The organism is Micromonospora sp. NPDC048907 (assembly GCF_055586885.1).
Genome location: NZ_JBVJHI010000001.1, coordinates 268052 through 281092, shown reverse-complemented (window position 1 = coordinate 281092; position 13041 = coordinate 268052). Strand labels below are relative to the sequence as shown.

Here is a 13041-nt window from a genome sequence, read left to right as displayed (position 1 = left end):
CGCCGGGCTGGGGGGCGGCGCCCGCCCCTCAGCCCAGCAGCGGGGCCAGCACGTGCGGGTCGGCGTTGCCGCCGGTGACCACCGCGACCGTACGCCCCGGCGGCAGCTCGTCCCGGTGGAAGAGCCGGGCGGCCAGCGCGACCGCGCCGCTCGGCTCGGCCACCAGCCGGGCCTCCCGGAGCAGCCGCCCGGTCGCCGCGAGGATCTCGTCCTCGGTGACCGTGACGATGCCGTCGAGCCGGTCCCGCAGGTGGGCCAGGGTCAGCTCGGACAGGTTGGTGCGCAGCCCGTCCGCGCAGGTCCGGTAGGTGCGTTCGACCTCCCAGACCACCACCTCCCCGGCCGCCAGGGAGTCGCGGGCGTCGGCGGCGAGCAGCGGCTCCACCCCGATCACGGCGGCCGACGGGCGCAGCGCCTTGACCGCGGTGGCCACGCCCGAGGAGAGCCCGCCGCCACCCACCGGCACGAGCACCACGTCCACGTCGGGCAGGTCGGCGACGATCTCCAGGCCGACGGTGCCCTGCCCGGCGATGATCCACGGATGGTCGAACGGCGGCACGAGCGCGGCCCCGGTGTCGGCGACGATCCGCTCGGCCTCGGCGACCCGGTGGGCCGGCGGCACGAGCCGCACGTCCGCGCCGAGCGCGCGCATCCGGTCCACCTTGACCCGCGGCGCGCCCTCCGGCACGACCACGGTGCACGGCACGCCGAACGCCCGGGCCGCGTACGCGAGGGCCTGCCCGTGGTTGCCCGAGGAGTGGGTCACCACGCCCCGGGACCGGACGGCCGTGTCCAGCCGGGCCACCGCGTGGCTCGCCCCCCGCAGCTTGAACGAGCCGACCGGTTGCAGGCTCTCCGGCTTGAGCCACAGCTCGTCGTCCCAGAGCGTCGGCAGCAGGGGGGTGCGCACCACGGTGCCCGCGACGTCCTCGGCGGCGGCCCGGACGTCGGCGATCGAGACCAGCTCCATCGCACCATCCTGCCGCGCCGCGGGACCGGGCGCCGCCCCGCGCCGGCCGCCTAGACTGCCCGGGTGGGCGAGGACGAGCAGCGGGCGGAGGGCGGGCCGGGGCCGGCCCGGCGCGCACCGGTCTGGCTGATCCTCGGTGTGGTCGCCTCCGCCCTGGTGGTCTGCTGCTGCTCGGCGCTGATCGGCGTGGCCGTCGCCTGGTCCGCCGGGCTGTTCGACCCGCGCTGACTCAGCGGACCGGGGCCCCGCCGACCAGGAACACGGCCAGGTAGGCAGGCCGCGCCGGCCCAGCTTCCCGCCGGCGCCCGGCTCGCGCAGCGCACCCGTCGCGTCACGTCAGGTCGTGCGCAGCTCCTCGACCGTCGTGCTGGCACGCAGGAAGAGCAGGCCGACGCCGACGGTGAGCAGCACCGCGGCCAGCCCGCCGGCCGCGAACCAGGTCAGCTGCTCCCACGGCACGTGCGGCGGGACGATCGCCTCGGGCACCCACTCGGTGCGGGTGTAGCGGGCCCGGGTGGCCGGGTCCCCGCAGAGCCGCTCGCCCGCGTCGCAGACCTCCTGCGCGTAGCCCCCGCCCCTCGGCGCGGGGAAGACGCCCCGGACCAGCAGGTAGCCGACGGCCAGCGCGAGACCGATCGCGGGCACCGCCGGGGCGAGCGACTGCCAGAGCAGTGAGCGGCCGATGGTGGCGCGGGGCACCCCGGTCGCCACCAGCGCCGCGAACGCCCGGCGCCGGGTGGCGATGCCCTCGACGACCGCCACCAGCAGCCCGCCACCCGCGATCGCCACGGAGACGGCGACGGCCAGGTCGACGAGATCCATCGCGCCGAGATAGAAGGAGTCCGAGCCGGCGAGCCCGGACCCGGTCCGGCGGTTCAGCTCCATGGTGGCCAGGAAGTCGGCCCGGACGCCCGCGGCGCCCGCGCCGAAGATCAGCGCCGCCAGCAACGCCGCGAAGGTGCGGCTGCCCGCCCACGGGTCGGCGGTCAACCGGCGGGCGGCGAGCAGCGCGGCCGGGCGGCGGCCGTAGCGGTGCAGCAGGCGGCCGGCGACGTGGGAGAGCCAGCCGGTGCCGGCGACCACCCCGACCATGGCGGCCAGCGCGCCGAGGATCAGCAGCGTCGGCAGCAGCCAGGGCGGCGGCAGGGCGTGCCGCCGCTCGTACCAGAGGCCGACCGGCCGGAAGGCGGCGAACAGGGCCAGCCCCACCAGGATCAGCAGACCGGGCCAGGGCCAGGGCGCCCGGGTGCGGACCCGGCGGACCACGCCGAACGGGGTGGTGGTGACCCGGCGCAGCAGCACCGCGCTGACCAGGGCGGTGAGCAGCGGCAGGCCGAGCACCACGGCCAGCACGGCCGCCGGGGCCGGTTGGACGTCGGTGGGCAGCGGCAGCCGACCGTCGGCGCCGGGCCGGTGCAGCAGCCGGTGGCCGGCCAGGAAGGCGGCGAGGCCGCCGACCGTGCCCAGCAGGCTGGCCAGCCCGGTCTCCGCGGCCGCGATCCGGGTGACCTGGTGCGGCGTGGCCCCGGCCAGCCGGAACGCGGCCAGGCGGCGGTCCCGGGCCGGCGCGCCGAGCCGGGCGCACTGCCCGGCCAGCCCGAGCACCGGCACCACGAGCAGCAGCAGGCCGAAGGCCAGGCCGCCGCGCAGGCCCGGCTCCCGGAGCAGCCCGTTGGTGTACTGGAGGGACCAGCGGACGGAGTTGCCGTCGCTGGCCGGTGGGGTGGGTATGGCCAGCACGGTGAGTGCGGCCAGCCCGACCAGCGTGGCCAGGGCGGCGCTCAGCGCGGTCAGCGCGACCCGGGCGGTGTCGGTCCGGGTGCCGGCCCGGGCGAGCCGGAACAGGGTGCCCGGGCTCACCGGTGCCCGCCGGACACCGGCGCGTCGAGACCGAGGCCCGACGGGTCGACCACCCCGTCGCGCAGGGTCACCTCGCGGTCGGCGTACGCGGCGATCCGCGGCTCGTGGGTGACCAGCACGACGGCGGTGCGCTGCTCCCGGGCGAGCCGGACGAGCTGGGTGAGCACCTGCTCGCCGCTGAGCGTGTCCAGCGCGCCGGTGGGCTCGTCGGCGAAGAGCACCCGCGGCTCGGTGACCAGGGCCCGGGCCAGGGCACACCGCTGCTGCTGGCCGCCGGACATCTCGCCCGGCCGGGCGTCGGCGACCTCGGCCACGCCGAGCCGCTCCAGCCAGGTGACCGCCGCCGTCCGCGCCTCTCGCCGCCCCGTGCCGGCGAGAAGCAGCGGAAGGGCGACGTTCTCCGCCGCGGTCAGCTCGGCGACGAGCTGGCCGAACTGGAAGAGCACCCCGAACTCGGTGCGCCGCAGCCGGGACCGGGCCGACTCGGACCACTCGTCGATCCGCTCCCCGTGCCAGGTGACCTGCCCGGCGTCCGGACGCAGGATGCCGGCGAGGCAGTGCAGCAGGGTGGACTTGCCGCAGCCGCTCGGGCCGGTGACGGCGACGATCTCGCCCTCCGCAACGTCGAGCGTCACGCCGCGCAGGGCCGGCGTCGGCCCGTACGCCCGGACCACGCCGCGCGCCTCCAGGAAACTCACGAGTGCACCTCCCGGTGCCAGTCGGCGACCCGTTCGAGGGTGGTGTGCAGCCACCGCAGGTCGGCGTCGAGGTGGGCGATGGCGAAGTCGGCCGCGATCACGTCGTCGAGGCCGGCCGCCGGGGCCGTCTTCACGGCGGTCAGCTCGCGCAGCCGCTCGGTGTGCGCCCGGCGCTGGGCGATCAGGTAGGCGCGGGCCCGCTCGACGTCGGCCACCATGAGCGCGACCACCACCTTGGCGAAGAGGGTGCTCGCCACATACGGCATCGGCGGCTCGACGGTGGCCAGCCACCGGTCGAGGGCGGCGCGCCCCGCCACGGTGAGCGCGTAGGACGTGCGGTCGGGCCCGCCCTCGCGGGCCTGCCCGGCCGGGGCGACCAGGCCGTCCCGCTGAAGCCGGGCCAGGGTGGCGTAGACCTGCCCGAAGGCGAGCGGCCGGGCCCGCGGCAGCCGCTCGTCGTGGGCGTGCTTCAGCTCGTAGCCGTGGCGGGGGCCGCGCGCGAGCAGCCCGAGCAGTACGTGCTGAGTGGACACGCCCACACTATTCATTGAGCGAATAGTGGTGTCAAGAGCGGCCCGTACGGCGGGTCGCCGCACGGGCCGGTCGGGTCAGGGGGTCCAGGAGGGGTCGCGGCCGGTCCGCCCGAGCAGGGCGTCCAGGGTGGTCGGCTCGGCGCTGGTCGGGACCGGCTCCCCGAAGGCGCCCATCTTCTGCCCGGTGTCGCCCATCCGGTCCATGAAGCCGTGCCCCGCCGCGAGGACCGCCGGGTCGACCTCCAGCCGCTGGCCGGTCGCCCGGGCGAGATCCCAACCGTGCACGGTGAGGTCGATGAGGGCCATGTCGCCGACGGTCTCCTGCGGCAGCCCCATGCCCTGCGAGACGCCCTCCAGCGCCGCCGGATCCGACCACGCCCGCGTCAGTCGCTCGACCTCGGTCGCGAACCGGTCCCGCCAGCCCTCGGTGAGGTGGTCGGTCTTGGCCGCCCAGTCGACCTCCCGCCGGCGGGCCAGGTCCTGGAAGTTGACCACCACGTCGAAGAGGTGGTTGAGCAGGTCACGCACCGTGTAGTCCGGGCACGGGGTGGGCAGGCCGAGCTGGTCGTCGGAGATGCCCTGGACCACCGCCACCGTCCGGGGCGCGGCGGCGGCCAGCAGCTCACTAGTCTTCGTGGTCATAGGGACCAGCGTATGAGGGCGGTCTTGAAGAAATGCGACACGAACCGCGGCGGGACACCCGGGGCATCCTCGACCCCGGCCGGCTGCGGCGGCGGGTCCACTTCCGGCGCCGGCTGCCCGCCCCGGCGCTGCGCCCGTGGGTCGAGCACTACTGGCTGATCGACTGGGACCTCACCGCGCCGTTCGAGCAGCGGCTCGTCCCGCACCCCGCCGTCAACGTGGTGTTCCAGGCCCAGGCCGGCGAGGCGGAGCACGGCGAGATCGCCGGCGTGGACACCGGCCTGTTCACGGCCACCCTGCACGGCACCGGCCGGGTCACCGGCGTGCAGTTCCGCCCGGGCGGCTTCCGCCCCTTCTGGCGCCGCCCGGTCTCCGAGCTGACCGGCCGGCGCCTCCCGCTGCCCGCCGGTCCACCGCCGGCCGGCCCGGCCCCCGCCGCGCCGTTCGCCGCCGGGCCGGTCTGCCCGGGCACCGACGCGCAGCGGTGCCGCCGGCTGGACGACCTGCTCACCGCCTGGCAGCCGGCGCCGGACCCGCTCACCGCCGAGGCCACCGCCCTGGTGGAGGAGATCCGCGCCGACCGGAGCGTCCTGCGCGTGGACGACTTCGCCCGGCGGCACGGCATCTCCACCCGGCGGCTCCAGCGGCTGTTCCTCGACCACGTCGGCGTCGGTCCGAAGTGGGTGATCCGCCGCTACCGGCTCCAGGAGGCCATCGAGCAGGCCGCCGCCGGGCCGCTGGACTGGTCGCGGGTCGCCGCCGACCTGGGGTACGCCGACCAGGCCCACCTGGTCCGCGAGTTCACCGCCGTGGCCGGGGTGTCGCCGGCCGCGTACGCCCGCTCGCTGGCGGCCTCGCGCGGCCGGTGACCCGGAAAGGTTCAGCGGCGGCGGACGGCGACCACCGCGACGTCGTCGTGGATCTCCGGCGGCGCCAGCTCGACCAGCAGCCGCTGGCAGAACTGGTCGAGGTCGTCGTCGACCCGGGCGGCCACCGCGGCGAGCGCGGCCATGCCCTCGTCGATGGTGGCGTCCCGCCGCTCGATCAGCCCGTCGGTGTAGAGGACCAGCGTGGATCCGGCCGGCAGCACGAACTCCAGGTCCGGCGGGCGGGGCGCGCGCACCCCGAGCAGCGGTGCCGACTGCTGCACGAACTCGGTCCGCCCGTCGCCGCTGACCAGGGCCGGCAGGTGCCCGGCGCTGGCCAGCCGGATCAGGCCGCTGCCCGGGTCGAGCAGCAACACGCAGATGGTGGCCAGCTCGGCCGGCAGCAGGGTGCGCATCAGCTCGTTGACCCGGTCCAGGATCACGCCCGGCGGATGCCCCTCGACCGCGTACGCGCGCACCGCGTGCCGCAGCTCGGCCATCACCGTGGCGGCGTGCAGCGAGTGCCCGGCCACGTCGCCGATCGCCATGAGCAGGTGCCCGTCGAGCATCACCAGCTCGTAGAAGTCCCCGCCCACCTCGGTGTGGGCGCTCGCCGGCTCGTAGCGGACGGCCAGGTCGAGGCCGGCGATCTCGGGCAGCCGGCGCGGCAGCAGGCTGCGCTGGAGGGTCACCGCGATGCGGTGCTCCTGGTCGAAGGAGCGCTGGGCCTCGACCGCCGAGGCGATTGCCTGGGCGAGCTGCACCAGCACCGGGGTCCGTACGGTCTGGGTGGCGGTCGGCACCACCACGTAGAGCGGAGCCCGGTCCTCCCGCAGCCGGGCGGCGGCCACGGTCACCGTGTCGCCGGCGGGCCAGGCGGTCAGGTCCCAGGCGCCCGGTTCGTCGATCCGCACCCGGGTGCCGATCGGGAGCCCGGTGCCGTCCACCGTCCACGGCAGGATCACCGCCGGCGCCCCCGGGCCGGCGGCCACCCCGGCCAGGCAGTCGCCGTCGAACGTCTCCGCGATCACCGCCGCGGGGCTCTTGAAGATCCGTGCCGCTCCGGCGGCCGCCGCCTCCAGCAGCCGGACGAAGCCCGACGCGGCGTGCATCTCCACTGTCGCGTCGGCCAGCGCGGCCAGCCGCTCGGCCAGCAGCTCGGCCCGCTGCCGGGCCTGGTAGTAGCGGAGCACCGCGTGCGCGGTGGCGACCAGTTCCTCCGGCTCGATCGGCTCGGCCAGGTAGGCGTCCGCGCCCCGGGTCAGCCCCTGCGCCCGGTCCACCACGTCCACCGCGTGCGCGGAGACGTGGATGACCGGGATCGACGTGCTGAATTCCTTGATCAGCTCGCAGACCTCGAAGCCGCTCATGTCCGGCAGCCGGACGTCGAGCACCACGAGGTCGACCCGGTCCTTGCGGACCCGGTCCAGCGCCTCGGCGCCGTTCTCCGCCTCGATGGTCGCGAAGCCGGCCCGGGTCAACCAGCTCACCAGCAGGTACCGCTTCGGACTGCTGTCGTCGACCACCAGCACGGTCGCCGGGCCGCCCTCCACCGTCAGGCTCCGCCCGCGGGAAGGTGCACGGTGAAGGTGCTGCCCCGGCCGGGTTCGCTGGCCAGCTCCAGCGTCCCGCCGAGCAGCGTGACCAGCCGGCGCGCGTACGGCAGGCCGAGGCCGGTGCCGCCGACCCGGGTCGTGCCCGGCACCTGGTAGAACTCCTCGAAGATCCGCTCGTGCAGCTCCGGCGGGATTCCCACGCCGGTGTCGCTGACCGACAGCGACCAGCGGTCGTCCCGGCGTTCCGCCCGCAGCCGCACCTCACCCCGCTCGGTGAACTTCAGGCCGTTGTGCAGCAGGTTGCGCAGCACCTGGGCGAGCAGCACCTCGTCCGAGCGGAGCGTCGCCGGGGCGGGCGGCTCCTCCACCACCAGCTCCACGGCCGGCCGGGTGGCCAGCGCCCGCAGGGTGCCGCGGAGCTGCCCGAAGATCGCCCGCAGGTCCACCTCGACCCAGTTCGGCTCGAGCCGGCCCGACTCGGCCTTGGCCAGGTCGAGCAGCTCGTTGACCAGGCCGAGCAGGTCGGCCGCGGAGGACCGGATCAGCCCCACCTGCCGGGCCTGTTCGGCGGTGAGCGGGTCGGAGGCGGAGTCGGCGAGCAGGCGGCCCAGCCCGATGATCGCGGTGACCGGGGCGCGCAACTCGTGGCTCACGTTGGCCAGGAACCGGCTCTTCGACTCGCTGGCCGCCCGGAGCTGCGCGGACTTCTCGTCCAGCTCGGCGTAGAGCGCCACCACGCCGCGGTTGGTCGCCTCCAGCTCCTCGGTGAGCTGGTTGTAGAGCGCCATCACACCCCGGTTGGTCTCCTGGAGCTCGGAGTTGAGCACCTCCAGCTCGTCGCGCTGGCTGCGCACCTCGTCGAGGGCGGCGATGAGCTGGGCGTTCTGCGCGGCCAGCTCGTCCAGGGCAGTGCCCGGAGCGCTGGCGGCCAGCTCGGTCCGGAGCTGGTCGAGACGCTCCGGCGTCAGCGGCGGCGCGTGGGGCGGGACTCGTCGGGACATCCTCACGACCGTATCGCCCCCGTCGGTCACCACGCCCAGCATGTCCACCAGACGCGCCACCGAACCGGACTGCGGCTCGTACCGGCCGCCGGGCAGGGGGCGGGCCGGCGCCAGGTCGAGCCGGAGCATCGGCCGGCCGGTGTGGGCGTCGCCGGCGACCGCGAAGGTGACGTCCGCGCCGCCGACCGCACGCAGCAGGTCCCGGGCCACCTCGCTGAGCGCGGTGGCCAGGCGTACCTGGTCCTGGTGCTCCAACCCGACGGCGGCGGCCACCTCCCGGCCGCGCTGCCGGACCAGGAAGATGTCGTGCTCCACCCGGAGCGCCATGTGCAGCAGCGGTTCCGCGGCGCCCGCTCGGGTCACGGCTCCGCCCGAGCGACCAGGACGCAGGCGTCGTCGCGGCGGATCCCGGCGTCGCGGAGCAGGGTGGCGGCGACCAGCAGCGGCGGGCGGCCGGCCAGGCCGGGGTAGTCGGCCAGGTCCCAGCGGTCCACCACGCCGTCGCTGTGCATGACCAGGGTCGCGCCGGCCGGGAACGGGTAGTCGTACTCGCGCACCGAGGGGCGCTGGTGTCCGGCGATGCCGGGCAGCGAGACGAGGCCCCGCCGCCGCTCACCCGCCGCCACGATCATGGCTGCGATGTTGCCCAGCCCGGCGTACCGCAGCAAGCCCGACACGAGGTCCGGTTCGGCCACCGCCAGCGCGGCGCCGCGGGTGTGCCCGATGGACCGGTGCAGGTGCTGCACCACGGTGCCCGGCGACCCGGCCGGCGCGGCCCGGAACGCGGCCACCGCGGCCCCGGTGGCCGCGGCCGCCAGCGGGCCGTGTCCCAGGCCGTCGCAGACCAGCACCTGCCGCCGGCCGTCGACCACCCGCACCGCGTAGCCGTCGCCGCTGACCTGCTCGCCGGTGATCGGCCGGACCAGCGCACCGGCCCAGTCCGGCTCGGGGGCCGGACCGTCCCAGACCTGGACGGCCAGCACCGTGCCCCGGCCGGGCAGGGAGTAGCCGTCGAACCGGCTCGCCTGCCGGACGATCGCGCCCAGGCCGATGCCGAGCGTGCCGGTGGTGGAGTGCCCGTCCGCGGAGGAGAGGGCGAGGTCGGCCATGCCGGGGCCGGAGTCGATCGCCACCAGCTCCACCCCGGCCCGCCCCATCCGGCGTACCGGCCGGAGCAGCAGGGTGCCCAGCTGGGCGTGCTTGGCCAGGTTGCTGGTGATCTCGGCGGCGACGATGGCCAGGTCGGCGACGCACTGCTCGCCGAGTTCCAGCTGCCGGCCGAGCCGCTCCGCGGCCCGCCGCACGCTGCTCGCCGTGGCGCCGCTCTCGATGCGGAACCAGAGACCGTGGTCGGTGACCACGTCGGCGTTCATCGGGACCACTTGGTGACGGTGATCCGGGTGCCCTCGTCCACGGCGGTCCAGATGTCGAAGTCGTCGACCAGCCGGCGGGCGCCACTGAGCCCCAGGCCCAGCCCGCCGCCGGTGGTGAAGCCGTCGGTCAGGGCCGCGTCGAGGTCCGGGATGCCCGGCCCCTCGTCGGCGAAGACGATCCGGACCCCGCGCCGGCGGCCGTCCTCGACGGTGGTCACCTCGGCGGTGCCCCCGCCGCCGTAGATCAGCGTGTTGCGGGCCAGCTCGCTGGCGGCGGTGACCAGCTTGGTCTGGTCGACCAGGGACAGCCGGACCGCGACGGCGGTGGTACGCACCAGCTGCCGCACCCGGACCACGTCCTCGTCGCTGCGGATCGCCTGGGTCGCCGGCACGCCCAGGTCGACGCCGGCGGTCATGACGTGGCCGTCGTCTCGACGTCCTCGTCGCCGTCCGCCTCGTCCCACTCGTCGCCGCGGTTCGCCGCGATCAGCTCCATGCCCCGCTCGACGTTCAGCGCGGTACGGATGCCGTTGAGCGACAGCCCGAGCTCGACCAGGGTGATGGCGACGGCGGGACGCATACCGACCACCACCGTCTCGGCGTCGAGCACCTTGGAGATCGACGCGATGGTGGAGAGCATCCGGCCGACGAAGGAGTCGACGATGTCCAGCGCCGTGATGTCGATGATCACGCCGTGGGAGCCGGTGGCGACGATCCGCTCGGCCAGGTCCTCCTGGAGCTGGATCGCCGTCTGGTCGGACATGTCGACCTGGATGGAGACGAGCAGGATGTCGCCGATCTTGAGGATCGGCACCCGGTCCATCAGGACTCCCGGCGTACGCGGCGGGCGGTGGTCTCGACGCCGGTCAGGCGCAGCACGTGGCGCAGCGCGTCGGCCAGGCTCGCCTTGGTGGCGATGTCGCCGAACTCGATGCCGAGGGCGACGATCGTCTGGGCGATCTGCGGCCGGATGCCGGAGATGATGCAGTCGGCGCCCATCAGCCGGGCGGCCACCACGGTCTTGAGGATGTGCTGGGCGACCTGGGTGTCCACGGCCGGCACGCCGGTGATGTCGATGATCGCGTACGGCGAGCTGGTGTCGACCAGGGTCTGGAGCAGCCGCTCCATCACCACCTGGGCGCGGGCCGAGTCGAGGGTGCCGACCAGCGGGACGGCGACCACGCCCTCCCAGAGCTTCACCACCGGCGTGGAGAGCTCCAGCAGTTGTTCCGCCTGGTCGGCGATCAGGCCCTCGCGGGTCCGGACGAAGCTCTCGAAGGTGAACAGCCCCATCTGGTCGATCAGGGCGGAGAAGGCGACGAAGTCGCGCAGGGTGTCCGCGCCCGGGTCCCGCTCCATGAGCTCCAGCAGCACGTCCTTGATGGCGAACACGCTGATCGCGGTCTCGGTGGCGCTGAAGCCCTGCCGCGCCCGGCTCGTGGACAGCTCGGCCAGCACCGCGCGCAGCTCGCCGCCGTGCTCGTCGGCCAGGTCGGCGAGCCCGTTCCCCGCCGCGTCGGCCAGGCTCCGGTGCAGCTCCCGCACCTGCCGGCTCAGCTCGGCCTGGCTGAGGCGACCGCGCAGCGAGCCGACGACGATCTCCGTCCAGCGCTCGGTCAACCGGTCGGCGTGCTCGGTCAGCAGGCGGGCGAGCCGGCCACTCTGTTCGGCGCTCAATGCCATCTTGACCTCCTGGACTCCGGACTGGCGGACTCTATCACCGGCATCTGCGGCACTAGTTGTCGCATAGCAACGACATGATCGACGGCACCCTTCTCGGCTCCCGTTCTGCACGCTGCCAGCTTCGTGGGATACCGTTCCACCGAACACAGGAGGTCGGCGAATGTCCCTGACGGTGCACACGGAACAGCGCGACGACGTGGTCGTCGTGTCGGTCGCGGGCGAGCTGGACATGGCGACGGCACCGCAGCTCCAGGACCAGATCACGGACCTGCTGGACAAGGGGCGCAACCGCCTCGTGTTCGACCTGGCCGAGGTGTCGTTCTGCGACTCCACCGGGCTGTCGGTGTTCGTGCGCGCCAAGAACAGCTGCGACGAGGCCGGCGGTGTGGTCCGGCTGGCCGCCCCGCAGCGCGGCGTGCTCCGCATCCTCGAGGTCAGCGGCCTGGTCGAGGTGCTGCACACCTACCCGACGGTGGAGCAGGCCGTGGCGGGCGACCCGACGCCGGCCTCCTCCTGACCGTCTCCCCTCAGCGCTCGTCCTCGATGTGCCGGGGGCGGGCGATCACCATGCCTGCCGCCGTCTGCACGGCGAGCGCCACCAGCAGGAAGCCGATCGGCGCGGTCCAGCCCCCGGTCGCCTCGTAGAGGATGCCGACCAGCAGCGGACCGAGCGCGGCGATCAGGTAGCCGGTGCTCTGCGCGAAGGCGGAGAGGGCGACCGTGCCCTCGGCGGTCCGGGCGCGCAGCCCGATCGTGGTCAGGATCAGCGGGAACGCGCCCTGGCCGAAGGCCAGCAGCAGAACCCAGAGCGGCGCGAGGCCGTGCGGCGCGAGCGCCAGGCCGACGTACGCGGCCGTGGAGAACACGGTCAGCGACAGCACCAGCGGGCGCAGCGTGGGCAGCCGGCCGGCCAGGGCCGGCATCGCCAGGGCCACCGGCACGCCGAGCGCGGTCACCCCGGCGAGCAGCAGGCCGGCCGCCTCCGGCGCGTAGCCGGCGTCCCGGAAGAGCTGGGCCAGCCAGCCCATGATCGCGTACCCGCTGAGCGACTGGGCCCCGAAGTACACCGCCATGGCCCAGCCGAGCCGCGTGCGCGCCGGCCGCACCCGAGCCGGCGCGGCGGCGGCCACCGCCGGGGTCGCCGTCCGGCGCGCGGCCCTGGTCCGCAGCGCCAGCGGCACCCACGGGAGTACGGCCACCGCGGCCAGCCCGGCCCACACGCCGAGACCGGCCCGCCACGAGCCGAAGGCGTGGGCGACCGGCACCGCCGAGGCGGCGGCCACCGTCGTGCCCACGGTCAGCGCCATCGTGTACGCCCCGGTGACCAGCCCCGTGCGGTGCGGGAAGTGCTGCTTGACCAGCATCGGCAGCAGGATGTTGGCGACCGCGATGCCGGCCAGCGCGAGCGCGCTGGTGAGCACGAAGACCGCCGCCGAGTCGGTGACCACGCGGAGCACCTGCCCGACGGTCAGCGCGACCATGGCCACGACCAGCACCCGCGCGGCGGGCCAGCGGCGGACCAGCCACGGGGTGAGCGCGCCGAGACCGGCGAAGGCGATGGTGGGCAGCGTGGTGACCAGGCCGGCCGTCGCGCCGGAGAGGCCCAGCCCGTCGCGGATCTCGTCGAGCAGGGCGCCCAGGCTGGTCACCGCGGCGCGCAGGTTCACCGCGACCAGCAGCATGCCGACCAGGACCAGCAGGCCGCCGCGCGCCGGGGTGACCGCCGGCGCGGGGGCGGCGGCCGGGGCCGGCCCGGGGGTCACGTCGGTGGTCGGCGCGTCGGTGACGGGAGCTCCGGTGGGCGGGGGTGGCGGGGTCATGACCTCGAACCTACAATCATGGGATGAATTTCGGCAGGA

Annotated in this window: 15 protein-coding genes; 3 read left to right on the top strand and 12 right to left on the bottom strand. The window is 75.2% G+C overall.

Features of this window, described 5'->3' with window-relative positions:
- Positions 1-28: 28 nt before the first annotated feature.
- Positions 29-970 carry a threonine ammonia-lyase gene (locus ACZ6PY_RS01465; RefSeq protein ID WP_466068223.1) on the bottom strand — a complete coding sequence of 314 codons (942 nt, stop codon included), beginning with the start codon at positions 968-970 and terminating at the stop codon, positions 29-31.
- A gap of 63 nt (positions 971-1033) precedes the next feature.
- On the opposite strand from ACZ6PY_RS01465, the gene ACZ6PY_RS01460 reads away from it, so the two are divergent.
- Positions 1034-1198: a hypothetical protein gene (locus ACZ6PY_RS01460; protein WP_466068221.1), complete on the top strand. Its 165-nt coding sequence runs from the start codon at positions 1034-1036 to the stop codon at positions 1196-1198.
- Positions 1199-1306: 108 nt separating this feature from the next.
- On the opposite strand, the gene ACZ6PY_RS01455 is transcribed toward ACZ6PY_RS01460, so the two are convergent.
- The 4 genes from ACZ6PY_RS01455 to ACZ6PY_RS01440 all read right to left on the bottom strand — a co-directional run bounded on the left by ACZ6PY_RS01455 (position 1307) and on the right by ACZ6PY_RS01440 (position 4703).
- Positions 1307-2830: an FtsX-like permease family protein gene (locus ACZ6PY_RS01455; protein ID WP_466068219.1), complete on the bottom strand. Its 1524-nt coding sequence runs from the start codon at positions 2828-2830 to the stop codon at positions 1307-1309.
- Complete coding sequence (locus tag ACZ6PY_RS01450) at positions 2827-3528, bottom strand: ABC transporter ATP-binding protein (RefSeq protein ID WP_466068217.1); 702 nt, start codon at positions 3526-3528, stop codon at positions 2827-2829. The genes ACZ6PY_RS01455 and ACZ6PY_RS01450 overlap by 4 nt, the downstream gene beginning before the upstream one ends.
- Complete coding sequence (locus ACZ6PY_RS01445; RefSeq protein ID WP_466068215.1) at positions 3525-4061, bottom strand: PadR family transcriptional regulator; 537 nt, start codon at positions 4059-4061, stop codon at positions 3525-3527. The genes ACZ6PY_RS01450 and ACZ6PY_RS01445 overlap by 4 nt, the downstream gene beginning before the upstream one ends.
- Before the next feature lie 75 nt (positions 4062-4136).
- Positions 4137-4703 carry a TIGR03086 family metal-binding protein gene (locus ACZ6PY_RS01440; protein ID WP_466068213.1) on the bottom strand — a complete coding sequence of 189 codons (567 nt, stop codon included), beginning with the start codon at positions 4701-4703 and terminating at the stop codon, positions 4137-4139.
- Between the two features lie 32 nt (positions 4704-4735).
- Here ACZ6PY_RS01440 and ACZ6PY_RS01435 point away from each other — a divergent pair, with 32 nt between their 5' ends.
- Positions 4736-5572 carry a DUF6597 domain-containing transcriptional factor gene (locus tag ACZ6PY_RS01435; RefSeq protein ID WP_466068212.1) on the top strand — a complete coding sequence of 279 codons (837 nt, stop codon included), beginning with the start codon at positions 4736-4738 and terminating at the stop codon, positions 5570-5572.
- 11 nt (positions 5573-5583) lie between these two features.
- Here ACZ6PY_RS01435 and ACZ6PY_RS01430 read toward each other — a convergent pair whose 3' ends face one another.
- The 6 genes from ACZ6PY_RS01430 to ACZ6PY_RS01405 are packed head-to-tail and all read right to left on the bottom strand — an operon-like array spanning position 5584 to position 11182.
- Complete coding sequence (locus tag ACZ6PY_RS01430) at positions 5584-7122, bottom strand: SpoIIE family protein phosphatase (protein WP_466068210.1); 1539 nt, start codon at positions 7120-7122, stop codon at positions 5584-5586.
- A gap of 2 nt (positions 7123-7124) precedes the next feature.
- The gene (locus ACZ6PY_RS01425; RefSeq protein WP_466069364.1) at positions 7125-8453 is read right to left on the bottom strand and encodes an ATP-binding protein; all 1329 of its coding nucleotides are present in this window, start codon (positions 8451-8453) and stop codon (positions 7125-7127) included.
- A 32-nt stretch (positions 8454-8485) separates the two neighbouring features.
- Positions 8486-9499: a SpoIIE family protein phosphatase gene (locus tag ACZ6PY_RS01420; RefSeq protein ID WP_466069362.1), complete on the bottom strand. Its 1014-nt coding sequence runs from the start codon at positions 9497-9499 to the stop codon at positions 8486-8488.
- Positions 9496-9915, bottom strand: coding sequence for an ATP-binding protein (locus ACZ6PY_RS01415; protein ID WP_466068208.1), 420 nt, complete (start codon positions 9913-9915; stop codon positions 9496-9498). Before ACZ6PY_RS01415 ends, ACZ6PY_RS01420 begins: the two co-directional genes overlap by 4 nt.
- Positions 9912-10322 (bottom strand): STAS domain-containing protein, encoded by a 411-nt coding sequence (locus ACZ6PY_RS01410; protein WP_313723572.1) that lies wholly within the window; start codon positions 10320-10322, stop codon positions 9912-9914. The genes ACZ6PY_RS01415 and ACZ6PY_RS01410 overlap by 4 nt, the downstream gene beginning before the upstream one ends.
- The gene (locus ACZ6PY_RS01405) at positions 10322-11182 is read right to left on the bottom strand and encodes an STAS domain-containing protein (RefSeq protein WP_466068206.1); all 861 of its coding nucleotides are present in this window, start codon (positions 11180-11182) and stop codon (positions 10322-10324) included. Before ACZ6PY_RS01405 ends, ACZ6PY_RS01410 begins: the two co-directional genes overlap by 1 nt.
- Positions 11183-11342: 160 nt before the next feature.
- Between ACZ6PY_RS01405 and ACZ6PY_RS01400 the strand changes: the two genes are divergently transcribed.
- Positions 11343-11699, top strand: a complete 357-nt coding sequence (locus ACZ6PY_RS01400; RefSeq protein WP_466068204.1) for an STAS domain-containing protein — start codon at positions 11343-11345, stop codon at positions 11697-11699.
- A gap of 10 nt (positions 11700-11709) precedes the next feature.
- On the opposite strand, the gene ACZ6PY_RS01395 is transcribed toward ACZ6PY_RS01400, so the two are convergent.
- Positions 11710-13002 carry an MFS transporter gene (locus ACZ6PY_RS01395; RefSeq protein WP_466068202.1) on the bottom strand — a complete coding sequence of 431 codons (1293 nt, stop codon included), beginning with the start codon at positions 13000-13002 and terminating at the stop codon, positions 11710-11712.
- Positions 13003-13041 lie beyond the last annotated feature (39 nt).